The sequence below is a fragment of the Pseudomonas sp. QL9 genome, assembly GCF_041409665.1.
Taxonomy (GTDB): Bacteria; Pseudomonadota; Gammaproteobacteria; order Pseudomonadales; family Pseudomonadaceae; genus Pseudomonas; species Pseudomonas knackmussii.
Map to the genome: position 1 here is coordinate 5,314,332 of NZ_CP166971.1, position 25,130 is coordinate 5,339,461.

At 62.0% G+C, this 25,130-nt stretch carries 22 protein-coding genes and 2 pseudogenes; 14 read left to right on the forward strand and 10 right to left on the reverse strand.

Annotation, left to right across the window (positions count from 1 at the left end):
* Nucleotides 1-174: 174 nt before the first annotated feature.
* Together ACA097_RS24845 and ACA097_RS24850 are read left to right on the forward strand one after the other, a co-directional pair.
* Nucleotides 175-1,311, forward strand: a pseudogene (locus tag ACA097_RS24845) (HAMP domain-containing protein); the annotation flags it as partial.
* 342 nt (nucleotides 1,312-1,653) lie between these two features.
* Nucleotides 1,654-2,169 (forward strand): annotated as a pseudogene (locus ACA097_RS24850) (methyl-accepting chemotaxis protein); the annotation flags it as partial.
* Nucleotides 2,170-2,314: 145 nt separating this feature from the next.
* Here the strand turns inward: ACA097_RS24850 and ACA097_RS24855 are convergent.
* The 6 genes from ACA097_RS24855 to ACA097_RS24880 form a co-directional block, all read right to left on the reverse strand.
* On the reverse strand, nucleotides 2,315-2,668 hold the full coding sequence (locus ACA097_RS24855; protein WP_043253088.1) for a YajD family HNH nuclease: 354 nt from the start codon (nucleotides 2,666-2,668) through the stop codon (nucleotides 2,315-2,317).
* A gap of 71 nt (nucleotides 2,669-2,739) precedes the next feature.
* The gene (locus ACA097_RS24860) at nucleotides 2,740-3,153 is read right to left on the reverse strand and encodes a YbaN family protein (protein WP_043253087.1); all 414 of its coding nucleotides are present in this window, start codon (nucleotides 3,151-3,153) and stop codon (nucleotides 2,740-2,742) included.
* Nucleotides 3,154-3,226: 73 nt separating this feature from the next.
* A complete protein-coding gene (locus ACA097_RS24865; RefSeq protein WP_371366625.1) occupies nucleotides 3,227-3,823 on the reverse strand; it encodes a biliverdin-producing heme oxygenase in 597 nt (198 codons plus the stop codon).
* 113 nt (nucleotides 3,824-3,936) lie between these two features.
* The gene (locus ACA097_RS24870; RefSeq protein ID WP_371366627.1) at nucleotides 3,937-6,537 is read right to left on the reverse strand and encodes a TonB-dependent receptor; all 2,601 of its coding nucleotides are present in this window, start codon (nucleotides 6,535-6,537) and stop codon (nucleotides 3,937-3,939) included.
* 107 nt (nucleotides 6,538-6,644) lie between these two features.
* On the reverse strand, nucleotides 6,645-7,166 hold the full coding sequence (locus ACA097_RS24875) for an RNA polymerase sigma factor (protein ID WP_371366629.1): 522 nt from the start codon (nucleotides 7,164-7,166) through the stop codon (nucleotides 6,645-6,647).
* Nucleotides 7,167-7,334: 168 nt separating this feature from the next.
* Nucleotides 7,335-8,699 carry an MFS transporter gene (locus tag ACA097_RS24880; RefSeq protein WP_371366632.1) on the reverse strand — a complete coding sequence of 455 codons (1,365 nt, stop codon included), beginning with the start codon at nucleotides 8,697-8,699 and terminating at the stop codon, nucleotides 7,335-7,337.
* A gap of 268 nt (nucleotides 8,700-8,967) precedes the next feature.
* Between ACA097_RS24880 and ACA097_RS24885 the strand changes: the two genes are divergently transcribed.
* From ACA097_RS24885 to ACA097_RS24910, 6 genes are all read left to right on the forward strand, one after another.
* On the forward strand, nucleotides 8,968-9,849 hold the full coding sequence (locus tag ACA097_RS24885; RefSeq protein WP_371370572.1) for a LysR substrate-binding domain-containing protein: 882 nt from the start codon (nucleotides 8,968-8,970) through the stop codon (nucleotides 9,847-9,849).
* A gap of 306 nt (nucleotides 9,850-10,155) precedes the next feature.
* Entirely contained in the window at nucleotides 10,156-11,613 is a 1,458-nt protein-coding gene (locus ACA097_RS24890; RefSeq protein ID WP_371366634.1) for a flavin-containing monooxygenase, read from the forward strand.
* A 101-nt stretch (nucleotides 11,614-11,714) separates the two neighbouring features.
* Nucleotides 11,715-12,509, forward strand: a complete 795-nt coding sequence (locus ACA097_RS24895; RefSeq protein ID WP_371366636.1) for an alpha/beta hydrolase — start codon at nucleotides 11,715-11,717, stop codon at nucleotides 12,507-12,509.
* Nucleotides 12,510-12,581: 72 nt separating this feature from the next.
* Complete coding sequence (locus tag ACA097_RS24900; protein ID WP_371366638.1) at nucleotides 12,582-13,433, forward strand: SDR family NAD(P)-dependent oxidoreductase; 852 nt, start codon at nucleotides 12,582-12,584, stop codon at nucleotides 13,431-13,433.
* Nucleotides 13,434-13,490: 57 nt separating this feature from the next.
* Nucleotides 13,491-14,246, forward strand: a complete 756-nt coding sequence (locus ACA097_RS24905; protein WP_371366640.1) for a hypothetical protein — start codon at nucleotides 13,491-13,493, stop codon at nucleotides 14,244-14,246.
* Nucleotides 14,247-14,521: 275 nt separating this feature from the next.
* A complete protein-coding gene (locus tag ACA097_RS24910; RefSeq protein WP_371366642.1) occupies nucleotides 14,522-15,160 on the forward strand; it encodes a LuxR C-terminal-related transcriptional regulator in 639 nt (212 codons plus the stop codon).
* A gap of 24 nt (nucleotides 15,161-15,184) precedes the next feature.
* On the opposite strand, the gene ACA097_RS24915 is transcribed toward ACA097_RS24910, so the two are convergent.
* From ACA097_RS24915 to ACA097_RS24930, 4 genes are all read right to left on the reverse strand, one after another.
* Nucleotides 15,185-16,237 carry an AraC family transcriptional regulator gene (locus tag ACA097_RS24915; protein ID WP_371366644.1) on the reverse strand — a complete coding sequence of 351 codons (1,053 nt, stop codon included), beginning with the start codon at nucleotides 16,235-16,237 and terminating at the stop codon, nucleotides 15,185-15,187.
* Between the two features lie 152 nt (nucleotides 16,238-16,389).
* Entirely contained in the window at nucleotides 16,390-16,866 is a 477-nt protein-coding gene (locus ACA097_RS24920) for a hypothetical protein (protein ID WP_371366646.1), read from the reverse strand.
* Complete coding sequence (locus tag ACA097_RS24925; protein WP_371366648.1) at nucleotides 16,866-17,267, reverse strand: hypothetical protein; 402 nt, start codon at nucleotides 17,265-17,267, stop codon at nucleotides 16,866-16,868. The genes ACA097_RS24920 and ACA097_RS24925 overlap by 1 nt, the downstream gene beginning before the upstream one ends.
* Before the next feature lie 43 nt (nucleotides 17,268-17,310).
* A complete protein-coding gene (locus ACA097_RS24930; protein WP_371366650.1) occupies nucleotides 17,311-17,688 on the reverse strand; it encodes a transcriptional regulator in 378 nt (125 codons plus the stop codon).
* Nucleotides 17,689-19,004: 1,316 nt separating this feature from the next.
* Between ACA097_RS24930 and ACA097_RS24935 the strand changes: the two genes are divergently transcribed.
* The 6 genes from ACA097_RS24935 (at nucleotide 19,005) to ACA097_RS24960 (ending at nucleotide 24,810) form a co-directional block, all read left to right on the forward strand.
* Entirely contained in the window at nucleotides 19,005-19,466 is a 462-nt protein-coding gene (locus ACA097_RS24935; protein ID WP_371366653.1) for a fimbria/pilus outer membrane usher protein, read from the forward strand.
* Entirely contained in the window at nucleotides 19,460-19,585 is a 126-nt protein-coding gene (locus ACA097_RS24940; RefSeq protein ID WP_371366655.1) for a hypothetical protein, read from the forward strand. The genes ACA097_RS24935 and ACA097_RS24940 overlap by 7 nt, the downstream gene beginning before the upstream one ends.
* Nucleotides 19,586-19,732: 147 nt before the next feature.
* Nucleotides 19,733-20,239 carry an outer membrane beta-barrel protein gene (locus tag ACA097_RS24945; RefSeq protein WP_371366657.1) on the forward strand — a complete coding sequence of 169 codons (507 nt, stop codon included), beginning with the start codon at nucleotides 19,733-19,735 and terminating at the stop codon, nucleotides 20,237-20,239.
* A gap of 304 nt (nucleotides 20,240-20,543) precedes the next feature.
* The gene (locus ACA097_RS24950) at nucleotides 20,544-21,359 is read left to right on the forward strand and encodes an EAL domain-containing protein (RefSeq protein WP_371366659.1); all 816 of its coding nucleotides are present in this window, start codon (nucleotides 20,544-20,546) and stop codon (nucleotides 21,357-21,359) included.
* A gap of 41 nt (nucleotides 21,360-21,400) precedes the next feature.
* On the forward strand, nucleotides 21,401-22,024 hold the full coding sequence (locus tag ACA097_RS24955; protein ID WP_371370573.1) for a hypothetical protein: 624 nt from the start codon (nucleotides 21,401-21,403) through the stop codon (nucleotides 22,022-22,024).
* A 413-nt stretch (nucleotides 22,025-22,437) separates the two neighbouring features.
* Nucleotides 22,438-24,810: an autotransporter outer membrane beta-barrel domain-containing protein gene (locus ACA097_RS24960; protein ID WP_371366661.1), complete on the forward strand. Its 2,373-nt coding sequence runs from the start codon at nucleotides 22,438-22,440 to the stop codon at nucleotides 24,808-24,810.
* The last annotated feature ends 320 nt before the right edge of the window (nucleotides 24,811-25,130 follow it).

The following is a 25,130-nucleotide window of genomic DNA, read 5'->3' on the forward strand; positions in this document are numbered from 1 at the left end:
GCCGCCGTTTTGTCTCAAGGACCCTCGACAATGCTTCTGACACGCCTCTCCATCCAGTGGAAGATCACCTTGCTGGCCGGGCTCTGCCTGTTGTGCACCGTGGCGCTGCTGGTCGGCAGTTCGCTGCTGCGGATGAACCACAACCTGGAACTGGTGAAGTCGGCCAACGTGGGCATGCTCGAGGACGCCGCGCAGGCACGCCTGCAGGCGCGCGCCGAACAGCAGGCGGAAACCATCCAGCGCTTCTTCACCGACGTCTACCACTTCGGCGACCAGTTCACCCGCCAGGTCGGCCAGCTGCGCACGCAGAGCGCGAAGCATGGCGTAGACCCCCAGGTGCTGCGCCAGGAACTGGTGCAACTGGTGCACGACGGGCTGAAGTCGAACCCGACGCTGCTCAGCCTTTACGTGGTCTTCGAGCCTGACGCACTGGACGCCCAGGACGCGCGCTTCGCCGGCCAGGAAGCCCTGGGCAGCAACGAGAAGGGCCGTTTCGGTGCCTACTGGGCGCAGAAGGCCAGTGGCGACAGCAGCCTGGCGGTGACCGAGGCGATGATCGCCGACACCACCCCGATGCTCGACGGCACGCCCTTCAATACCTGGTACCAGTGCCCCAAGCAGAGCCAGAAGCCCTGCGTACTCAACCCCTATTTCGACGACGCCTCCGGCCAGCGCGTGCTGATGACCACCCTGGTGTTCCCGCTGATCCAGGACGGCAAGCTACTGGGCGTGGTCGGTGCCGACATCAGCCTCAGCCGCCTGCAGCAGCTCAGCCAGGATGGCAGCCGCCAGCTGTACGACGGCCAGGGTTCGGTGCGCATCGTCAGCCCGGCCGGCCTGCTCGCCGGTGACAGCCACGACGCCAAGCTGCTCGGCCTGCCGCTGGAGAAATCCCTCTCCGGCGCCAGCGAGATCCTCGCCCTGCAAGCTTCCGGCGAAACCAAGGCGCTGATGGGCGACGAGCAGCTGCGCATGGTCGAGCCGCTGCAGGCGATCCCGGATTCGAAGAACTGGGGCGTGATCCTCGAAGTGCCGCGCCAGGTGCTGCTGGCGCCGTCGCTGAAACTGCAGGGCGAGCTGGACGAACGCAACACCAGCGGCGCGCTCTGGGAAACCGCTTTCGGTATCGGCCTGGCGTTGGTAGCCCTGCTGGTGCTGTGGCTGACCGCCCGTGGTGTGACCCGCCCGATCCTCGGCGTGGCCGGCATGCTGCGCAATATCGCCAGCGGCGAGGGCGACCTGACCCAGCGCCTGAAGTACCAGGGCCAGGACGAACTCGGCGAGCTGGCCGGCTGGTTCAACCGCTTCCTCGACAAGCTGCAACCGATCATCCGCGACGTGAAGGCCTCGGTGCAGGATGCCCGCGCCACTGCCGACCAGTCCGCCGCACTGTCGACCCAGACCAGCGCTGGCATGCAGCAGCAGTTCCGCGAGATCGAGCAGGTCGCCACCGCGTCCCAGGAAATGAGCGCCACCGCCCACGACGTGGCCAACAGCGCAGCCATGGCCGCCGATGCTGCACGCGGCGCTGACGGTGCCACTCGCGATGGCCTGTCGGTGATCCAGCAGACCACCCAGGTGATCGACAGCCTGGCCGCCGACATGACCCAGGCGATGAGCCAGGTCCAGGGGCTCGCGTCGAGCAGCGAGCAGATCGGTTCGGTGCTGGAAGTGATCCGTGCGATCGCCGAGCAGACCAACCTGCTGGCGCTCAACGCGGCCATCGAAGCGGCCCGTGCTGGCGAGGCCGGTCGCGGTTTCGCGGTGGTCGCCGACGAGGTCCGCAACCTCGCCAAGCGCACCCAGGATTCGGTGGAAGAAATCCGCCAGGTCATCGAAGGCCTGCAGAATGGCACCCGCGAAGTGGTCGGCGCGATGCACAGCAGCCACCAGCTGGCGCAGGGCAGCGTCAGCCAGGTCGAGCAGGCGGTCGCCGCGCTGCAACGCATCGGCGATGCGGTGGGCGTGATCAACGACATGAACCTGCAGATCGCCAGCGCCGCCGAGGAACAGAGCGCGGTGGCCGAGGAGATCAACCGCAACGTGGCGGGCATCCGCGATGTGACTGAATCGCTGTCCGGCCAGGCGCAGGAATCGGCGCAGATCAGCCAGTCGCTGAACGAATTGGCCAACCATCAGCAGGGGTTGATGGGGCAGTTCCGCGTGTAACGAAAAGGCCCGCTGATCGGGCCTTGTTCTTTCTGGTCTTTGTTCGCGAATCGCGGGCATGGCCCGCTCCTACAGGATGCGTAAGGTGCAACACGTAGGGCTGTTCATTGGATTCCCGCGTACACGGGAACGACGGAGGGGGCGATCATTCTTTTTTCGCCAGCAACTCCGCCAACCCTGCCAACCCCTTGTGCGTGACCTTCGGCCCCTTGTCGCGGCCGGCGTCGTTGCCCTGGTAGTGCGCATCGACCTGACGCTGGTGCTCGTTGTCGTGGCAGTACAGGCACAGCAGCTCCCAGTTCGAGCCGTCTTCGGGATTGTTGTCGTGGTTGTGGTCGCGGTGGTGCACGGTCAGTTCGCTCAGGCGCTTGCCGGAGAACTCGCGGCCGCAGCGGCCGCAGATCCACGGGTACATCTTCAGCGCTTTTTCCCGGTAGCTGCTCTCGCGGCGCTTCTGTGCCTCGGCGAGGAGCTGGTCGACCTTGCTGGTGGTAGTCATGGCGGAAACCTGAAAGGGGGATACAGGTTTCCAGCATAAGCCCGGAGGGCACGTGGCGTAACCGTTCGCGGTTATGCGTCGTCGGCGTCGCGGCTGTTCTCTGCTGTCAGGGTGCTATCCGGCCGCGACCAGATCCACAGGTTGCCGATCGCCATGCCCAGTACGACCGCGTACAGCCAGTAACCGTGGGGCAGGGTGGCGAGCATGATCGCCAGCGCCACGAGCATCGCCACGCTGGCGCTGATCTTGGCGCGGCGGTTGATCGAGCGGCCGTTGCGCCAGTTGGCGAGCATCGGGCCGAACAGCCGGTGGTTGTCCAGCCAGGCGCTCAGGCGCGGCGAACTCTTGGCCGCGGCCCAGGCGGCGAGCAGGACGAATTCGGTGGTCGGCAGACCGGGCACCACCAGGCCAACCAGACCGACGCCGAGGCTGGTATAGGCGAGCGCTGCATAGAGCAGGCGGACGGTGCGCGAACGGGACGGCATGGGCGCTTCGGCGATGGCGGGAAAAACGACAGGCGCATCCTGGCTTCTGCCGGGATGCGCGTCAATCGCGACCTTAGGCGCGAGCCGCGATGGCATAGCTGTGCTGCAGCAGCGTGGCAAAGCGCTCGAAGGCGGCCAACGCACCGGCTTCGGCGGCGGCCTCTTCTTCGGCGCTCAGCGACAGGGTGTCGAGGGTGCGGGTGAAGTGCTTCCAGCCCTCGGCGCGCCCGCCGGCCGGTTCACCGAGATGGCGGGCGCCGAAGCTTTCGCTCAGCCCCAGGACGGCGACGCGCTTGATCAGGAAGGCGGCGCCGAGCTTGGAGCCTTCGGAGACGAACAGCCAGCCCAGGGCCTCGCCGAGACTCGGTTGCTGCACCGCGCCTGGCACCGGCGCCGGGACGGGCGCCCCCAGGTCGGCGAGGTCGGCCAGCGCCTGGCGGGCGCGGCAGCGTTCGGCGAGGTCAGGGAAGATCGCCGCCAGTTCGGCGTCCTGGTAGAGCGCCTGCAGTTCCGACTGGAACAGGTACTGGGCGACCACGAAGGGCGTGAAGTGCTCGCGGCTGGCAAACGGGTCGTGGGCCTTCACGGCCCGGTCGAGGCGTTCGTGGGGCGCGTGGGTGGCCTGGTTCAGGCGCTGCGAGCGCAGGGCGGGGGTGTTCAGGTTGGTCATGGAGTCGATTCCTCAGGTGTCAGGTAATTCGTAGGAGCGGACCTTGTCCGCGAAACATCCGCGCAGGGATGCATCGCGGATGAGATCCGCTCCTCTAGGGCGTGGATTGGCGGTCAGATGTCCCACACGAGGTTCACCGCGAAGTTGCGGCCCGGCTGGGTCAGGCGGTCGAGGTTGGCCGGGGCGAGCACGGCGGCTTCGCCGACGCTGTCGTAGCCGCGCACGTCATCCCACAGCCAGTACTTCTTGTCGGTCAGGTTGTAGACGCCGGCGTTCAGGGTCAGGTCGTCGGTCAGCTTGTAGTAGCCGGTCAGCTCGAGGATGCCGAATCCCGGTGTCTTGAACTGGCTGCTGGTGCCGTCGGGGGCGTAGAAGTTGCTGTCGTCGACGCGGTCCTTGCGCTTGACCAGGGTCCAGTTCAGCAGGCCGCCGTAGAGTTGGCTGGGCGCGTCGTAGCCGAGGCCGAACACGCCGGTCAGCGGGTTGACGCTGTTGATCGGCTCGCCGGTGTCGTTGTTGCGGCCGTAGGCATAAGCCACCGAGCCCTTGGTGTAGAGGCCGTTTGGCGCGCCGAACGGGGCGAGTTCCAGGCGGCCCTTGAGCTCCACGCCCTTGATGGTCGCGTGCTTGATGTTGTTGCTCTGGAAGGTCAGCTCGTCGTAGCCGGCGGTGATGGCGTCTTCGTTAATGAAGTCGCGGTACTTGTTGTAGAACACCGAGACGTCGAAGTTGCCCACGTCGAAGTTGCCGCGCAGGCCGGTCTCGTAGCTCTGGCTGCGCTCGGGGTCGAGGTTCGGGTTGGGCTCCACGCGGTAGCCGGTGGTGCTGTTCTCGAAGCGGCCATACAGCGCCTTGGCGGTCGGCGTGCGGAAGCCCTCGGCGTACTGCCCGTACCACAGGTAGTTGTCGTCGATTGCGTAGGTCACGCCGAGCTTGGGCGAGAGCTGGTGCCAGGTCTTGTCTTCGCTGCTGACGGCGCCGTCGCCGCTCTGGTCGGCGGTGTTGAGGAACTCCTGGGTGACGTGCGGCTTCAGGCGGGTGTAGTCGTAGCGCAGGCCCGGCAGGAAGGTCCAGGCGTTCCAGTGGATCTCGTCCTGGGCGAAGAGGCCGTAGGTATCGATAGTCGGGTCGGGGAAGTCGCTGCTGCGCGCCAAGGTGTCGCTGGCGCTCGGCGCGCCGATGGCGGTGCAGCCGCGACCGACCGCGAGGCAGGTGCCGCTGCCTTCGCGGAAGCCGGTGACCTTCTGCCGCTTGAGGGTGCTGCCATAGGTCAGCAGGTGGTCGGTGTCGCCGACCTCGAAGGCCTTGTCGAGCTGCAGGTCGAAGACCCACTGGCGCTCCTTGTACAGGGTGTCGCGGGTGCGCAGGACCTTGCGGGTGACCGGGTAGTAGAACTCCTCGGTGCTCTGGTCGGTCTTCGCCGTCTGGTAGTTGAAGCTCCACTTGGCGTGGTCGGCCAGGGCGCTGTCGACGAGGAACTGGTGGTCCAGGCCGAAGCGCTCGCGGGTGATGGTGTCGTTGCCGGTGCGCCACTGGTACATGCCGCCGGGCAGCACGCTGGCCGGCATCACCGGCTGGCCGTTGCTGTAGGGGCCGCCGTAGGCGCTCTTCTGGTCGGTGTCGGCATCGTCCTTGTAGTGCTCGTAGGTCAGGCCGAAGCGCGCGCCGGCGTCGTAGTTCCAGCCGAGCTTGGCCAGGACGTTGGTGGTGCGCACGTCTTCGGGGTTGGCTTCGGTGCGGCTCAGGCCGGTGCCGCCGGTGCTGCCGTAGGACTCGGTCTCGTGGCCATTGCGCTGGCTGAGGTGCAGCAGGCCGTCGAAGTCGTCGTGGCGGCCGGCGACGGTGGCGGAGGTCAGCCAGCTGTCGTCGGCGGAGCTGTAGCCGGTCTTCAGGCGCGCGCCGACGTCCTTGCCTTCCTTGATGATGTCGTCCGGGTCGAGGGTGAAGTAGCTCACCGCGCCGCCGATGGCGTTGCTGCCGTAGAGCGCCGAGGCCGGGCCGCGAAGGATTTCCACGCGCTTGACGATTTCCGGGTCGACGTAGTTGCGCTCGGTCTGCGCGTAAGGGCCGTTGAAGAAGGAGCCGGGAATCTCCACGCCGTCGATCTGCGTCAGCACGCGGTCGCCGTCGATGCCGCGGATGTTGTAGCCGGTGATGCCGGCGCGCTGGCCGGTGCCGCCCACCGAGACGCCCGGCTCGTCGCGGACCAGGTCCTTGATGCTGTTGACGTTGTTGCGGTCGAGCTGGGTGCGGCCGTAGACGCTGACAGTGCTTGGCACGTCGCCGACGTCCTGCGCCTGGCGCGTGGCGGTGACGGTCTGCGGTTGCAGTTCGACGACGCGTGCGTCGGGCGCCTTGAACAGCATCACGTTGCGTTCGTCGACCTGGCGGTAATCCAGGCCGCTGCCGGCGAGCAGGCGCCTGAGCGCCTGGTCGGCGGAGAGGCGGCCGCTCACGCCGGGGGAGTTCGCACCGGCGGCCAGTTCCGCCGGCAGGCCGACCTGCCAGCCGGTCACCGCGCTGAAGGCATTGAGCGCGTCGGTCAGCGGCTGGCGCTCGATGGCGAAGCGGTAGCCGGCCTGGGCCTGGCTGCTGGGTTCGGCGGCTTGCGCAGTCGCGGCGGGGAGGGCGGCGAAGGCGATGGACAGGGCCAGCAGCGACAACCCCGTGGGCGTGCGCAGGCGTTGCAGGGCGGAAGGGCGGAAGTGGGACATCGTGGCTCTCTTTCCAGTCGGCATTAAATGCGAATCATTTGTATTGGCTTCTGACGGAACGAACGAGCCCGGGCGAAGGCGTAAAAAATGCGAATGACGGATGCGCGTTAGGCCTGCTTGTCGAGGCGGTCCAGCACGTCGATGCAGATGGCCATGATCAGCTTCAGCTCCTTCTGCACGGTGCTCGGCGAGACGCCCAGCTCCTCGGCGATCTCCGCGTAGCCGCAGCCGTGCAGCCGGCTGAGGACGAAGATGCGCTGCTGGCGAGGGCTCAGGCGCTGCAAAGCGGAGCCGAGGCGTTCCAGCAGCTGCCCGGCGTGCAGGCCATCCTCGGCGGAGGGCTCGCCCGAAGGCACCGCTTGCAGTACGTCCACCGGCACGTCGTCGAGCAGGGTGCGCGCCTGCATGCGCAGGTGGCGCAGGTGGTCGAGGGCGAGGTTGCGGCCGGTCTGGAAGAGGAAGGGCTCGAGGTGCTCGATCGGGCGCTGGCCCAGGGTACGGGCGACGCGCAGGTAGGTTTCCTGGACCAGTTCTTCGGCAATGCTGGGGTTGTTGACCATCCTTGCCAGGGTGCGCAGAAGCGGGGTGCGCTGGGCGAGGAAGACCGTATCGAGGTGGGACGAACTCACGCGGCATCCTTATCGAACGAAATCAAATGCGACGCATTATCATTTGAGCGATTCGGCGAAACAACCGCGAATCCGACAAAAAAGGAGCGAGGCAGCCTTGCAGCAGCCTCGCCCATCCCTCAGCCGGCAGGTGAGGGCAAGCGGATGGGCGCGTCCCTGCGCCGGGATTCAGGAGCGCAACGGTTTGCCCTGCAGCGGTGCGTTCATGCGCGGTGCGTTCTGCTGCAGGCTGCCTTGCGGGCGGCTGTTCCAGAAGGGCAGCAGCACGGCGGCGGCGATCATCGCGGTGACGGTGAAGCCGATGAACACGCTGTAGGTGTCGAAATAGCCGGGCAGCAGGCCGCCGAGGATGGCGCCCACCGAGCCGCAGCCGTTGACGAAGCCCGCCGCGGTGGCGGCAGCCTTGTCGGTGCCGAAGTCGATGGCGGCGGCGCCGCTGATCATCGAGTCCGGCCCGTAGAGGGTCAGGCCCATCATGAACAGCAGGGCCAGCACCATCAGGCTGCTGCCGGTCTGCATCGCCGGGACGAACAGCGCGAGGCATACGGTCAGGCCGAGCAGGCTGAACACGCAGGCGGGCATGCGCCGGGCGCCGAACAGCTTGTCCGAGGCGATGCCGATGAGGATCGGGCCGAGCAGCCCGGCGACCTCGAAGGCGCTCGGCAGGATGGAGGCGCCCACCTTGCCCAGGCCGGGCATTTTTTCGTAGACGATCACAGGGCCCCACAGCAGGATCGCGTAGCGCGCGGGCTTGAGCAGGAAGTACGCGAGGCCCAGGGTCAGCACGGTGCGGTTGCGCAGGATCATCTTCAGGGTGTGCCAGGAACTGGGGTTCTGGCCTTCGGGATGGAAGCCCGCGTAGCGCACCGCCTCGGGTGCCTGTTCCGGCGCATTGACCGGCTCCAGTCCTACTTCCTCCGGGCTGTTGCGTTGCAGCAGGAGGAACAGCAGGGCGACCGCGCCGACCACCGCGGCAGTGGAGAAGAAGGCCGCATGCCAGGTGCCGAACACGCTGTAGGCCCACCAGCCGGCGAAGGGCGAGGCGACCAGCCCGCCGAAGGCATAGCAGGTGCTCCACAAGCCGAGCACACGGCCGCGTTCATGCTGGGCGAAGAAGCTGCCGACGTTCTTGCATAGCCCCGACCAGCCGGTGGACTGCGCCAGGCCCTGGACCACCATGCAGGTGGCGAACACCGGGAGCGTGGCGAAGCTGCCCATGACCAGGGCGGCGAGGGCGGAGATCAACAGGCCGCCGAACACCACCACGCGCGGGCCGTAGCGGTCGGCAAAGACACCCCAGGTGAACTGGCCCACGGCGTAGGCGGCGAGGTAGATGGCGTCGAGGTCGGCCATCACCGCCTTGTCCAGCTCGAAGCTGCTGTCGTCGGCGATGCCGAGCTTGGCAACGGAGAAGGCCTTGCGGGTGAAGTAGAAGGCCGCATAGGCGAGCCAGGTGATCGCGAAAATCTGCACGCGCCAGCGTTGCAGGCTGGACTTCGGCCGCGCGGCGGCCGTGCCGGGGGTATGGGACATGCTCTGACCTCTGTTGTTGTGGGTATGTGCCGGCAGTCAGTCGTTGATTTTTTATTGTTGTGATGGACGCGCCGTCCCATGGGGGCGCGGGTCAGGAGTGGACGAAGGTGAGGTCCGCGGCCAAGGGTGGCGGCGCGGTGAAACAGATGGAAGCAATTTCGAATAAATAAATGAAATCGATTTATCAGATTTTAAAAATAAGTCTGACTTGTAAGTCATGCGGGCCGATGGAATAGTCGTCAGCCACGCCCTCGACCCGGTCCGCGCCATGCAGGTTTCCCATTCGCAGCTCAAGGCTTTCCACGCCGTCGCGGTGCACGGCAGCTTCACCCGCGCCGCCGAGCGCCTGTTCCTCACCCAGCCGGCGGTGTCCGACCAGGTGCGCAAGCTGGAAGAGCGCTACGGCGTGCTGCTGTTCCACCGCAACAAGCGCTCGGTGCGCCTCACCGAACTGGGCGAGCGGCTGCTGGCGGTGACTCAGCGGCTGTTCGTCGTCGAGGCCGAAGCGCAGGAATTGCTGGAGTCCTCCAGCAGCCTGCAGACCGGCAGCCTGACCCTGGCGGTGGATGCCCCGGTGCACGTGCTGCCGCAGGTCGCGCGCTTCTGCCAGCGCTACCCGGGCATCCGCGTGCGCATCGAAACCGGCAACACCGACGAATGCCTGCAGCGCCTGTTCGACTACCAGGCCGACCTGGCGCTGCTCGGCCGCCCACCGAGCGACGAGCGCCTGCTGTCGATCACGTTGCGCAGCGACCCGATAGTGGTTTTCGTCTCGCGCAATCACCCCTGGGCCGCACGCGAATCCATCCGCCTCGCCGACCTCGACGACGCCCCGCTGGTCCTGCGCGAACAGGGCTCGGTGACCCGCCAGATGCTCGAAGCGGAAATGCAGCGCGCCGGCCTGAACATTCGCCCGGCCATCGAGGTGGAAGGCCGCGAGGCGTCGCGCGAGGCGGTGGTGGCGGGCATTGGCGTGGGCGTGGTGTCCTCCGCCGAATTCGGCGCCGACAGCCGCGTGCACGCCTTGCCGATAGTCGACTGCGACTGGCGCATGAGCGAAACGCTGGTGTGCCTGCGCGAACAGAGCACGCGGCGGATGGTGGCGACTTTCCTGGAACTGGTGAATGAGGATCTGGACGCCGCAGACTGATGCGCGGAGCGGATCTCATCCGCGAAAATCCCCGCACCGATCTCCTCGTAGGGCGCATAACCGCGTTCGCGGTTATGCGCCGTCTGGCCCGAAAACGGCGGATAACCCCTTCGGGGTTATTCGCCCTACGGGTTCGGCATTCGTGCCATGCCGTTCGCGAGCAAGCTCGCTCCTACGAAGATTAAATGCACGACCTCATCAGGCCTTGGCGCACCCTGCCGTGTTGTTGGCGCGTGATGTCAAATATTGCTTGAGCCATGAAGAGATACTCCCGCTCACAACAGCAATAAGAGCGGGAAGTACCCCATGCATCAGCACTTTGACGTCTTGATCATCGGCGCAGGACTATCGGGCATAGGCACGGCCTGCCGGATGGCGAAGGAGATGCCTCACGCGCGGATCGCCATCATCGAACGGCGCAAGGCGATCGGCGGGACGTGGGACCTGTTCCGCTACCCCGGCATTCGCTCCGATTCCGACATGTTCAGCTTCGGTTACGCCTTCCGCCCGTGGAACGAGCTGAAGGTGCTCGCCGATGGCCCTTCGATTCGTCGCTACATCACCGATACCGCCCGCGAGCATGGCATCGACCAGAAGGTTCGCTTCGGCCTGAAGACGACCCGGGCGTCCTGGTCCAGCGAGCGGCAGCGCTGGTCGGTCGAATGTCGCGAGGAGGAGAGCGGTGCGCTCGTCGAGTTCAGCTGCAACTACCTGGTGAGTTGCACGGGCTACTACGACTACGATCAGGGCTTCCTGCCCAGCTTCCCGGGCGAAGAGCGCTTCCAGGGCCAGCGCGTCCATCCGCAGCACTGGCCGGAAGGGCTGGACTACAGCGGCAAGCGTGTCGTGGTGATCGGCAGTGGGGCGACCGCCGTGACCCTGGTACCGGCGATGGCCAACAGCGCCGCGCACGTCACCATGCTGCAGCGTTCTCCCAGCTACATCTTCTCCGTTCCGGGCTATGACAAGCTTTCGGCCGTTTTGCGGCGCTTCCTGCCGAACGCCCTGGTTTACGGCCTGGCGCGCAAGCGCAACATCGTCCTGCAGCGCTTCATCTACAAGGCCTCGAAACGCTGGCCCGATCTTGCCCGCTCGTGGCTGCTGTCCGGCGTGCGCAAGCAGTTGGGCAAGGACTTCGACATGCGCCACTTCACGCCGAAGTACCAGCCCTGGGATGAGCGCATCTGCGCCGTGCCGGATGCCGACCTGTTCAAGGCGCTGCGCGAAGGCAGGGCCTCCGTGGTCACGGACACCATCGAGTCCTTCACCGAGAACGGCATCAAGCTCCGCTCGGGCCAGGACCTGCAGGCCGACATCATCGTCACCGCCACCGGGCTGAACTTGAAGACCTGCGGCGGCATGGACCTGCTGGTGGACGGCGAGCCGCGAGCGCTGAACAAGCTGATGACCTACAAGGGCTCGCTGCTGCAGGACGTGCCGAACATGGGCTTCGTCTTCGGCTACACCAATGCGCCCTGGACGCTCAAGGCTGACATGACGGCGAGCTATCTCTGTCGCCTGCTCAACTACATGCGCGCGCGCAACCTCGGAGTGGTCACGCCCAGGGCTCCGGCGGGGGAAATGCAGGAGCAGGAAACCGTCCTCGGCTCGTTGCAGTCGGGCTACATCAGACGCGGCGAGTCGACCCTGCCGCGCCAGGGTCGCAGCTCGCCGTGGCGCGTCCTGCATGACTTCGAGCGAGATCAGCGGCTGCTGCTGGGCGAGCCGGTCGAAGACGCCGCCCTGGAATTCAAGAGCGCCTAGCGCCCGCTCGCACCCGTCACAGGTAACGCCTTCCCCTGTGCCCCCGCATGTACTTGGGGCACAGGGGACGCCATTGTCCGATCGACTTTCTGGTAGTCCCCATGAGCGTGAAGCCCGATATCGTTTTCATCCACGGAATGTGGTCCCGCCCCACCGTCTGGGCCCAATGGCTGTCGTTCTTCCAGCGGCTTGGGTACAACTGCCACGCCATCGAACTCCCCGGTCACGACGCCTATGTCTCGGATAGCCTGCTGCGGGGCAAGTCGATCCAGCACTACGTCGATGCCGTGGCCTCGCTTGCGATGCGCCTGCCGCGGCCGGTTCTGGTCGGCCATTCGCTGGGCGGGCTCATCGGGCAACGGGTGGCGCAACAGACGGATGTTGCCGGCCTGGTCATGATCAACAGTGCAGCGCCCGGGCAGGTATTTCCGCTGCGGCCGTCGATGTTGCCCGGGCTCATCCGTCACTTCAGCAAATGGGCGCTCTGGCGCGGAACCTTCCGGCTCTCGCCCTGGGAGGCGAACTACCTCGTGTTCAACCGGGTAGCGCCAGCCGAACGCGATACCCTGTATTCCCTGCTGATCGCCGAGTCCGGCCGGGTGGCCTACGAGGTCGGCTTTGGACGCTTGAACCCGTCGCACTCGAATCGGGTGAAGAGGGAGTCGATCACCTGCCCGATGCTGGCCCTGGCGGGCGGCAAGGACAGGATCATCCCCCGCTCGGTGAGTCGCCGCATGGCGCGCTGGTACGGCAGCCAGCTGGACTACCGCGAGTACCAGGCCCAGGGGCACTGGCTGCTCGGCGAGGTGGGCTGGAACCTGCGTGCCAGCGAGGTGGCCGACTGGATCCTGGCCAAGTGCTCGGCGCCGAACAACGCCGCTTGCGAAACCCTCTAGCTCGAAACCACACCGGGCTCGGCACGGCAGGGCTCCGGGACTTACCCAGTCGTTCATTCTGGAACCGCTTACATGAAGTCATTCAAGAACAAGGTTGCCGCGATCACCGGGGCAGGATCGGGGATCGGCCGCGCGCTGGCGTACGAGCTGGCCGCGCACGGCTGTCACCTCGCGCTGTCCGACGTCAACGCGGCGGGGCTCGAGGAAACCCGCAACGTGCTGGCCTCGCGTTTCGACAACATCTGCGTTTCAACCGAGGTGGTCGATGTCGCCGAACGCTCCCAGGTGCATGCCTGGGCCGAAAGGGTGGTCGGGCAGCATGGCCGTGTGAACCTGATCTTCAACAATGCCGGCGTCGCCCATGCGGGAACCGTCGAAGGCAGCGGTTACGACGAGTACGAGTGGATCACCAACATCAACTTCTGGGGCGTGGTGCATGGCACCAAGGCGTTCCTGCCGCACCTCAAGGCGTCGGGCGATGGGCATGTGGTGAACATCTCCAGCATCTTCGGCTTGTTCGCCCAGCCCGGTATGAGTGCATACAACGCCACCAAGTTCGCCGTGCGCGGCTTTACCGAGTCCCTGCGCCAGGAGCTGGATCTGGAAGGCTGCGGGGTATCGGTGAGCTGCGTGCATCCGGGCGGGATCAAGACCGACATCGGAAACCGCGCCCGAATGAACGACAGCATGGCGAGCATCACCGGTCACAGCACCGGCGCGACACGCAAGTTGTTCAACGAGCAGATGCTGCGCACGACACCTGAGAAAGCCGCCCAGGTCATCCTTCGCGGTGTGCGGCGCGACCGTCGACGAATCCTCATCGGCGCGGACGCCCGAGTGGTCGAGATCACGCTGCGCCTGTTGCCGGCGCTCTACCAGCGCGTGGTAACGACGAGCATCCGCCTGGCGGCGCGCTTCGCCTGATGCGAGCGCCCTCGCTCAGGAACCCCGGTGATTCGTTTGAAGAATAGGAACGCCCCGATGAAAGCTGTCCAGGGTCTGTTTTGCTTGTGCGCCGGAATAGTGCTTTGCGCTCTGCCAGCGATGGCGGAGGAGGGCAGCTGGCAAGTCGACGCCTCGACCTACATGTGGTTTCCGCAGACCACGACCCGCGTCGATACGCGCTTCGGAACGGCCGAGTCCACGCTCAGCGCGAGGGATGCCCTCGACGCACTCGATGCCGGCGTCATGGCAGGGATATACGCCCGTCGGGGGCCGTGGTCGCTGGTCGGCGACCTCTTTTATCTCGACCTGTCCTTCCACGAGCGAACGCCTGTCGGACGCGTGTTCTCCTCCATCGACACACGGACACGATTGGCCTCGCTAGCCGGCTATGGGCTTTACAGCCTATACGAGAGCGACCGCTTCGCCGTCGATGCGGGAGCAGGCCTGCGCATGATGTCGAGCGAAGTCGACGTGACCCTTCAAGGCGTTGGCCGCGCGGACAACGACACCAACATCAGCGACACCTGGCTCGACCCCTTGCTGGCCCTGCGCGTCAGCGCAAATCTCGGCGAGCGCTGGCGTGCCATGCTCTGGGCCGATGGCGGTGGCTTCGCTATCGACCAGGCATCGGACAGAACCTGGCAGGCCACCGCCTCGCTCACCTGGCGCATCAACGAAAGTTGGTCGGCCAGCGGCGGCTACCGGCACCTCTACTTCGAACGAGAGAGCCAGGGCGTGCCCTATGAGCTGGAGCTCTCCGGCCCGTTGATTGGCGTGGGTTATCGGTTCTGAGCTGCAGCCCGAGGCGTGAAGAAACCTGCATGTCTTGCGGGTTTCGGCGAGTGCGCCATGCCCGGCTGCGTGGTTCCGCAGCCCGGGGCTTTCCACTCCCCTCGGGTCGATGCCGAGCGGCGCGCGAAGTCAGGCTTCTGTCGGGGAGTGTCAAGTTTGCCATGGGCGGGCCTGTGTAAGGTTGCGCTGGGACTTCGAAAGGGCCTGCTGGCGTGCCTTTGGCGCCACAGACAGGCTGTAAGTGGCTATTTCAGTGCTGTAGAGGTCGCAAGTGAATGCAAACAAGTTCAATCATTCGCGTAGTTTTGATCGGCCCTCTGGATTCACCGACCACCGAAGTGTGCTTAATGGCAGCTTCGGCGAAGTGCGAGATAGCCGTCGTCACCTTTGACGAAGATTTCGAGCGTCAGATCGAACAGCACCAGCCGCATGTCTTGCTGTTGGGCTCGGACGCGGTACAAGACTCGATTCTCGCCGTTATCGAAACACTGAGCGCTCGCTGGCCGGTATTGCTGGTGGCCAGGCACCGGGCCTTGCACAGCGTAATGCAAGCCTTGCTGGCGGGGGCATCGGGATACCTGCTTGGGGGTGGAATTCAACACGAACTTCCGCTGGCCCTGCGTACTGTCCTTGAAGGCTATCGCTACCTCAGCCCGTGCGTACTCGACCCATTGCTGAACAGGATAATGAGCGGCGTCAGCACTGATCATGCGGGGCTTACCGAGCGCCAGAGCGAGGTCCTCTATTGGCTCGCTCGAGGTCATAGCGTCAAGGAAGTCGCCTTCCTGATGAACCTCAGCATCAAGACGGTAAACTCCCACAAAATTCGCCTCATGGCACGCCTCGGCATCCGCGACATGACAGGGCTCGTACTGTACGGGTTGAGGCAGGGCATCATCGATTTGCCGGCCTGATCGTCCGGTCGCCCGTCAAGCGCCCTAGGGGCGCTTTCTCTGGATGTGCCCTATCAAGCGGCGAGTCTTGCCCTGTCCCTGTTGTTTTTTCCATTCCCGGGGGCTGACACCGAACCAGCGGTTGAAGGCCCGCGAGAAGGCGCTCAGCTCGGAGTAGCCGAGGATTTCCGCGAGTTGCGTCAGGTTGATCTCGGAGTCGTTGAGGTAACGGCTCGCCATGGCCTTGCGGGTCTGGTCGAGAATCAGGTTGAACGACGTGTCTTCTTCCGCGAGATAGCGCTGAAGGGTGCGGGGGCTGAGGGAGAGGTAGTTGGCGACCTGCACGATGGCCACCCGTCCGTTCGGGAGAAAGTTGCGGATCACCTGCTGGACGTGGCTGGGGAGGTCCTGGATGGTCGCCTGCCCCAGGGACTCGAGGTGCTGCTGCACGAGGCGCTTGAGTTCGGGGTCGGCCGAGCTCAATGGCACGTCCAGCAGTTTGGTAGCGAAAACCCAGGCATTGATCGGGGCGTTGAACTGCGGCACGAGGCCGAGCAGGCGGCTGTAGCTTTGCAGGTCCTTGACCGGGGCATGCTGCAGGAGCAGGGCCTGCGGCTGCCAGCGATGCCCCAGGAGCAAACGCAGGAGTTGCAGGCCGCCACCGAGGACCAGTTCGACGATGGGACGCGTGCTCGCGATCTCTTCGCCTTCGCTCGGGTCGTAGTGGAACAGGGTCAGATCGCCTTCGATTTCCAGGCGAATCCGCACCGAGCTGGCATGCACATGGAAGTACTTGCCCACCTCGCGCAAGGCTTCGCCAACATTCTTCGAGTTGCGTGCCAAATACAGCAGGGGGCCGATGGTGCCGGCGATGCTTTGCTGCAGGCCGAGCTCTAGCCCAAAAAGCGGGTTGCCAGAACGCTGTGCGCCAAGCTCCACGACCTTGGCCATCTTCTGATAGGGCACGAGGCTTTCGGGGTGGTCGAGCAGGTCACTCGGCAGCCCGGCGTCCTTGAGCAGAGCCAATGTGTCCACCGCTTGGCTGGCCGCATAAGCGGGTAACCCGTGCAGGCCTGAGGCACGTGCATAGTCAGTCAAAGGGAGTGCTCCTAACCTGGCGCCGGTGGGGTCAGGATACTCATGGGATTGGCGCGTAGTGTCAACTTTATGCAGGGGCAACCTGCGGAAACCGAATGCATTACCAGGCTGAAGGAGGGTCGAAATCGAGCGACAGCAACGTCGTGCTCTCCTTAGTCGGGGATTGCGCCAAAGCAGTGCACCGCGCGCGCCAGATAGAGGTAAATGCAGACGCCTTTGTCGTCACTCTTGAGAATCTTGATGTTCAGTGTCGAGCCCTTCGCCAGGACCTGTGTCAGGTTGAAGAACGTGTCCTGGTTGAATTTGTTGGCGTTGGCGTGCAGCTCGTTGCTGGTACTGCGATCGTCCACGGTCATGCTGCCGTGTTTGCGCCCATCGAAGAGCACCTTTCCGGAAATCTGGAAAAATGCCCGGTTGTCGTCGATATCCCAGGTGCGCGTATAGACGAAGTGGTCGTGGGAAAAATTCATGCGCTCCTGATGAGACAGTTGAGTGCCGTCTTTCAGCAGCATGTTTTCCATTCCTAGCAAGGGAATCGTCGGTATCGAGGGCAACGAGGCCAGAAACCACAGTCCGGATGCCATCAGCATCAAGATGCCAAGCGATGCCAGGGTTTTGGTTCTTGTCATCACTTATTCCTCTGCATCGCTGCTTGGCATAGCTGCAAAGACTGGCTCAAGGGAATCTCCACGCTTACTTCCTCGGTCACGGCCGGTCCATTCGACGTCAGGCAACTGATCCTGTAGCGGTCCACATGGACGGTAAGCCAGGCTTCGCCATCGAACCCCAGATCCATCTCCATTGCCTGTTTGGCAATGCTCTCGTAGGCGGGGCTGTTGGGTGAGTTCTTCAGGGTGAGCAAATGGATGGTCGACTTTTCTCGGGAGATCGTCTTTTCCTGCAAAGGGTCCCGCAGGGCGCTGGCTATTTCGCGATACGCCAATAGGCCAACTGCAATGAGTCCGGCTGAAAAGAGAATGACGCCATAGAGACCTCGAAGTTTCCAGCGAGGCGCTGCTGGAACTTCCATTGGCGATTCCACGGCTGCTGGTACAGGCGAGATATCCGGCTCGTCATCGGCAGCAGTCCCAGGCAGGTACTCGGAATTGAGCCGATATCCTCTTCTGGGTACGGTCTGGATGATGTCGTGCTTCTTGTTGTCGCCGAGAATATTGCGCAGGTTGAATATGAGCCTGGCTCAAGCTGCCGGGCGCGACAACCCGATCATTCCAGGCGAAATCCGTTATCTCTTCGCGAGCAACAGGCTCGCCGTGGTTCTCGATCAGCATCTGCAGAATTCTGTTTTCCGCATAGCCCAGCGAAATGATCTTTTCGACCCCGCTCGCCTGGTTAAGGCGAAGTTTGTTCTCGGCCGGCGTGAAGGTCGCCGTTTTCGCATCGGGAGAATTCAACTTTAGTGTGAATATTTTTTCGGGTTGATCGTCGGTCATTATGCGAAGGTATTAGTAGTGGGCAATCCCTATATTGTAGTTGAGCGGGGCAGGCACGACAAACGCCAAGTAAGCATCTTGAAGTGAGGTAGGGCTTAAAGATGGAGCGTTATACCACTCTTGAACGCGGCGAAAATCCATTGCGATGGAATCGAAAGAATCGTTCGACAACTCTCCTGTTTCGAATGAAAAAGCGGAATATTCCGTGCACTGCAGCTCCAAGATTTACGATTCTGCACTTCGTTCACTTAATGACTGCGAGTTGAGGCCGGTTGAAGAGGGCGAGAGTCGACTCGATTCGGCGCTTCCCTGGTAAGTCGCCCTATGTGACGGGCATGGCTGTCTATTGGCCAATGGCTGCACAGGAGTCAATCGATGTATGCCGATAAGAAACTATGCAATGTCTCGATTGCGGGAAAATGAACTCCAGGAAAGGGCGCACTTGCCAAAGCGCTCCATGAATGGGCATCGCAGGGTTCCAGGGCATGGGATGAGTCGCTGTGGGCTTGTGATTGATCGCTCGGCTTAGTGGGTAAATGGCCAATGTCGGATAGGCTTCTTGCGGGCGAGCGCTTTAAAGCAGCTGGCTGAGGGCTTGGAAAAAAGTCTTTAGTAAATCAGGAGGGAGTCGCGCGCCGTGTTGCATTCCGAATTTAATAAAAAGAACCGGCCCTGGCGGGCCGGTTGAACGCACCAATTTGCATGGTGCGGAAGGAGTCTGGTGGCTGGATACAGCAGCCAGTTACTGGAGCAACGTACGGCTCCTTCGCCGAACAAGTGAAAACCTGGTCATGCCGGCGCGATTCACGCTGATCATGCATTCCATGATGCTGCATCTCGCCGTTCGATAGATATCAATAATTAATATTTGAAGTCCGACTCGATATTGGGTGCATAACGCTCGTTGCGAATGCGGATCTGCCCTAAGGTTGAGGTCAGTGCGAAGTGGAAATGAAGATTTTTGATTCGCATTTGCTGGGGGTGACGACAATGTATCCGTGGTTTGGCAAACGTGAGAAAAGCTATTTTGCAGTATCGCTCGTGGCGGGCTGGAGAAGTGAGTGGTCACTGTTGGAGGCGAGGCAGAGCAGGGAGTTGTGAGTTTTTTAGGAATCAATTATCGATGCGTAATTCACGATTGCGCTCGAGTCGGAGAGTCAGGTCGTCGATATGGGGTGGTAAGTATGAATGAGTTCGTCTCTGTCAGTGGAGGCTCCACTGCGAAAGTCTCCTTGTCCTGTGCCGTTTTCGATAAAGTTGAAGAGCTGTTCTGTCGCTGTGGTCCAGAGTGCAAATGTAACCTTTAATGGAACTGCGTGGCAGCTTTTGTTTCGTTTTGCAGGTGGTCGGCAACGAATGGACGGATTCATATTCGGGATTTCAAGGGGGATAGCATACAGCCTGGATCTATTGGGACTAATGCAGTTGATTTGGTTGATGGCGATTTACAAAGAATCAACAGGCCGGGAGAAAGCCGAGTGTTGGTGAATACGAATGGCGTTTCCGGAGCTCCGGTCAAGTGCAACGGAGCCCTGACGCATACCAACTTGCAGGGTAGGGCTGTCGTTGCCGATGCTAGTGATCATTATCGTAATAAAATTAGTATCGATCTGGATGCGCCTCCGAAAAAGGCCGAGGCCATCCGTTCGATCCAGCAAGCGACCCTGACCGAGGACATGATCGGATATCGCAAGTTGGAAGTCGTAGCCGGGGAGAAGGTCATGGCGCTCATCATTCTGGAAAGTGGAGGAAAGCCCCCTTCGGCGCCGTGGTGTTAAGTAATAAAAGCCGTCGTGAGATCGGTGTTGTCAATGATGATGGCAGCGCCTATCTGAGTGGTGTCGAGTCAGGTGACCGAAGCGCTTCATCGTGGTCGCTGCAGAGCGAGTGCCGCTGATACCAGGGGGGCAGGGTGGCCGCCCCGCCAGTAATGACGATTATTGAACGCGGTTTTCCGGCCCACTTCCTTACTGTTGTGACGCGCTGCGGCATTGGCTGCAGCGTGGGAATCGCAACAGTTGAAGGAATTCGAGGTGTTTGGGAAATGCAGTTGAATATCGGGCGGGCAATTGCCGCTATCGCAGTTTCGATGTTGGCGACGAATGCGCTCGCGGATGACCGCGGACTCTACCTGGGGCTGGGTGCCACTCGGATCGAGGCGGACGATTCGGTGCTGAGCGATAGCGACAACACGTACAAGGCTTACCTGGGATACCGCCCGGGCGGGATGTTCGCGTTCGAGGGGGCTGTCGTCGACTTCGGCGAGTTGCGCGACGACGGGCACAAGCTGGACGGGCGCTCGCTGCAGGGGGCTGTCCACGCCGGTTTCCCCATCGGGCAGCGACTCCGGGCATACGGCAGCCTGGGTGGGCACATGTGGGATGCCGATGGGGATGCGGCCGGAAGCGACAATGGTGTGGGGCTCACCTACGGTGGTGGCGTCGAGTTCGATCTGCTCGGCAACCTGGGCGTCCGGGCCGAGTATGAAATCCTCAAGCTCGAGGATGTCGATCTGCAGCAGTCCACGCTGTCGGCATTCCTGCTCTTTTAAGTCGTCGCTCGAGCATGGGGCGTTTTGACCGGCTCGGGAGATGACCAGCGAAGTCTTTTCCTGACGCCGTCAAGGGTCGCGCCTCTTGCGCGGCCCTTTTATTTTCTGTCGTGTTCAGCGCCGGGTGCCCTCCAGAGTGAAGGAGTTTCCGGGTCGAAATCGCCGCCCTTTCATTTGCTCGCATCCCGGCGCAGCTCAGTGCATAAGCCTGAGCAATAGGCGCCAAATGAAGATTCTTGATTTCCCTCATGGCCTGCGTGGCGCCTAGGTTTGCGGCATTCCCGGATTGCAGGAGTCGCCTTCCATGAACGCCCCGCTCAAGCTCGATTGCTCGCCCCTTCCATATCGTGGCTCCGTGCCTACTCGCTATCACCGAGGCGGACCGCAGATTGTCGGTTTCAGGCAGCAGGCGATCGTCGACAGGCAACAGCAGGTGATCGGCTTCGAGACACTCGCGGCATTGAGCGCCCAGGTATCAGGCGATGCCTCCGATGAGCTCATTGCGCAGCTTTCCATGTACGACCTGGAGCGCCTGACCAGCGATTTGCTGCTCAGGCTGCGGATTCGTTGCCTGGCCGAGCAGAACTACGAGGCCCAGGTCCGTCATGAGCAAACCTCCAGGTTGCCGATGCAGTACTTCGTCAATGTCGAGAAGAGGAGCCTGACGGCGCCGGCGCTGGTCGACGAGTTGATCGAGGCGTCGGCCGATATGGACCATGCCGGCTGCCAGCTGGTCGTCGAAGTCACCGAGCGTCCACTGACGAGCGCAGGACAGCTCAGGGCCTATATCAAGGGGATGATGCGACTGAAACAGGAGGGCGTGTTAATCGCGCTCGACGATTACCCACTCGATTGCTCTGTGCACTGGGAGCTCGATCTGGGACTGGGCGACTTCGTCAAGCTCGACATCCATAGTCTGGGGCTTGTCGAGACTGTGGACGCCGAGCTGTTGTCTGCACGCTATCCGGTTCTGGCGGCGCAGTTGTACGAGTTCGTCCATCGCTATCGCGTGGCTCTGATCGCCGAGAAGGTTGAGACCAGCTGGCAACACGGGATCGCCAAGATCCTGCCGTTCAGTCTGTTCCAGGGCTACCTGTTCGGTCGCCCCGAGCTGGTTTGAGCGCGCCTACCCTTTCGCTCGCCACTGGAGAGTTGCAGCGGATGGAGCCCGGTGTCGTTCTGCATGCTTCTTACGCCTTGCTGGCACTTGCAGTGCTCGCTCTGGGCGGCTGTGCCAACGCGCCGCCGCGCAGTCCGGACGATCTGTGCGCGATCTTTCGCGAATATCCGGACTGGTACGAAGACGCACGGGACATGGAGTCGCGCTGGGGCACTCCGATGCACGTTGCCATGGCCATCATCAAACAGGAGAGCAGTTACCAGCACGATGCGCGACCGCCGCGCTATTACGCCCTTGGCTTCATCCCCTGGGGCAGGGTGAGTTCCGCCTATGGCTATGCGCAGGCGCTGGATTCGGCATGGGGAGACTTCCAGCGTGCGACGGACGAAGGAGGCTCGCGAACCCGTTTCGCCGATTCCCTCTCGTTCATCGGCTGGTACACCGATGCCACCCAGCGACAACTGGGTGTCTCCAAGTGGGATGCCTTCAACCAGTACCTGGCGTACCACGAAGGCAGGGGAGGGTTCAGTCGTGGCACCCATCGACGCAAGCCATGGCTCGTTCAAGTGGCGCGCAAAGTCGATCGGCAGGCCAGATCTTATGGTGGGCAGTTGCAGGGTTGTCGCGCTGAACTGGAAAACGATCGTGGCTGGTGGCCCTTCTGAGTGGGCTCATGTACGCCATCGGGCAAGTGGGCTGGGGGCAGTCATCGTGTTGAGGACGGTGAGACTTTCTGGCGTAGGGGAGTGGGTGACCCGGACAGACTGTCTCTGCGCCTTCCACCTGGCATTCCCCGCGCCAGGAACTTCTCCCATTACTCGGGCCGCCACTGCTCGGTATCCCTTGCTGCTGTGAACTGCGCACATCGGGAGGTCGAGGGGCAATCGAAATTTCAAGTGTGGCGCATAGTGTCTATTTGTTGGCGCAAGATATCAAATTAAGTGTCGCGGCATATTGGAACATATCATCATTGTGATTTATGTCGATTCATTATCGCCAAGATTGATTGGTGCTGTTGCCTAGTTGGTCTGGTGGCTCAAATGGCGCTGTTGGATAGCGCTTTGAAAGAGGTTTGTAAATGAAAAAAATTCTCCCGATGGCTTCTCTCGCTATGTTGGTATCGCCGGTCTCGAGTGTGTTCGCTGAACCTCTTATATTGGTTGATGGGGAAGAGCCGAAATATATTTACGACGATCGTCAATATGAATGGGTGTCGATTGAGCGGGCGGTGCTGATCATTGACGGGGGCAAAGTTAGTACCCCGGCAATTGTTGAGGTTCAGGGGGATGTAAATGCTCCGGGCGTTCTCCAGGTTATTGGTGGGGGGGAGTTAAATGCGGCTGTTGTATATGTTACCAGTAGTCGCGGGAAGGGTAGTGCGGCGATTTTGAAGGTTGATGGTCAAGGTTCTGGCTTGACTTCGGTGGTGGGTGTCAATATTGGTGGTGATGGAGGGGTGGGTTTTTTTGATTTATCCAACGGGGCTCGCGCAAATACGTTTACGAGTCCATTAGGGGACTATATAGGTATTAATGGAGGGACCGGAATTGCATTCGTGTCTGGCGATGGGACGATATGGAATTCAAGTCGGATAGTCCTGGGGGATGTGGGGGAGGACTCTAGGTCTGTCTTGAAAGTATTCGATGGGGCTCTCTTGAAGGCCGATTACATCGAGGCTAAGGATAATAACTCCGCTTGGATCATTGTTGGTGATTTCAATAGCCCCACTCGCCCTGGTGAGATCGATGTCGAGGATATTAAGCTGGATTCGTCGAATTCATACCTTATCCTGAATCATCTGGATTATAACTATTCCGCTGACTGGAATGTGACCGGGGCGGGTGGGCTTTACTCGTACAGTGGTACAACGGAATTAGGTGGCATTAACGACTATAGTGGCCCGACTGTAGTTGCAGGGAGTTTGCTTCGTGCCGGCGCAGAAGGCGCGTTCAGCCAGAACTCTCACTTCTACTTGAGTCAGACAGGCGGGTTGGATCTCAACGGGATCAACCAGAGCATCGGCGAATTGAGCAGTGCGGGTCATATCTACCTGAACCAGAGTGGCAATTCCGCTGGTACGACACTGACTGTGAACGGCGACTATCACGGTGGCGGCGGGACACTGCATTTCAATACGGTTCTCGAAGGCGATGACTCCCGGACCGACAGCTTGCACATCACCGGGAATGCGGATGGCGGCACCAACGTCGTGGTCAATAACCTCGGCGGACAGGGCGCGCAAACCATCGAAGGTATTCGACTGATTTCGGTCGATGGCAGCATTGCTCCGGATACCGAGTTCCGTCAGGTGGGGCGCATCGTTGCGGGAGCGTATGACTACCGTCTGGTGCAGGGTGGGAACGGCGGCGATAGCAACAGCTGGTACCTCACCAGCGGGCTCGAGCCGGTCGACCCAACTGATCCGATTGACCCGACTGATCCCGAACTCCCTGCGCCTCCCGCACCGCCGACGCCGCCGGAAGTCAGCACCTCGCGTCCCGAGGCTGGTAGCTATATGAGCAACCTGGCCGCCGCCAACGAGATGTTCATGCATCGTCTGGAGGATCGCACCGGTGAGCGCCTGTATACCGATCCGGTCACCGGCGAGCAAAAGCTGACCACGCTGTGGGCGCGAGTGGACGGTCGCCATATTCGCAGCCGGGACCAGGGCGATCAGCTGGAGAACAGCGAGAATCGCTACGTGGTCCAGCTGGGTGGCGAAGTAGCCCAAGGCAGCTTCGATGGCGGGAAAGATGGCTGGCATCTGGGTGTGATGGCCGGTTACGGCAACAGCAGCAGCGACTCCAGTTCGAAGCTGACCGACTTCAACGCCAAGGGCAGCGTCGATGGCTACAGCGTTGGCCTGTACGGGACCTGGTTCCAGGAAGAGCACTCGCGCAAGGGCGCCTACGTGGACACCTGGGTGCAGCACGCCTGGTTCAAGAACAGCGTTGAAGGCGAAGGCTTGGCCGAGGAGAAGTACGACTCGAAGGGGCTGCAGGCCTCTGTGGAGAGCGGGTATACCTTCGAATTGGGCAAAGAGGAGAGCTCCGGCGTCTTTATCCAGCCGCAAGCGCAAGTGATCTGGAGCGGCATCAAAGCGGACAAGCACCGCGAAGATAACGGCACTGAGGTCTCCCCCGTGGGAGAGGACAACATTCATACCCGTCTGGGGGTGAAGGTCTTCAAGGAGATGGCCACCGACGACACCGGTTCGCGCTGGGCGCCCTACGTAGCTGCCAACTGGCATCACAACACCAAGGTCTACGGGGTAAAGATGGATGACGTTACGCAGTCCATGGCCGGCATTCGCAATACCGGCGAAGTGAAGCTGGGGGTGGACGGTGCACTGAGCAAGAATCTGAGTGTCTGGGGTTCGGTCGGCGGGCAATTTGGCGAAGATAGTTACAGCAATGCAGGCGCTTCGCTCGGTATCAATTACAAGTTCTAGCGGTGAGTTTATGAGGGCTGCATTTAATTAAGTAATGGAAGCTTTCTGTAAGGGGTTCAGGGTCTATATAGGGGCATAATATTAATGCTCAAAATTCTATTGATAATAAATATAGCTGCACTATCTGCATTCGCATTTTCTCTCTCCTTGGCAATAGCGGCTTGGTCAAAGCCGCTGCAAATCGCTCCTTGCCTGCGAAAAGAGGTGGAGCAGAAGTTGGGACCCAATATCTGCTCGTCGTTGATGGTTGTCGCTCAAGTGCGTTCGGGAGACGAGTATGCCGCCGAATAAGCTGGCAGCCGGACCCGCGCTTTCGAACC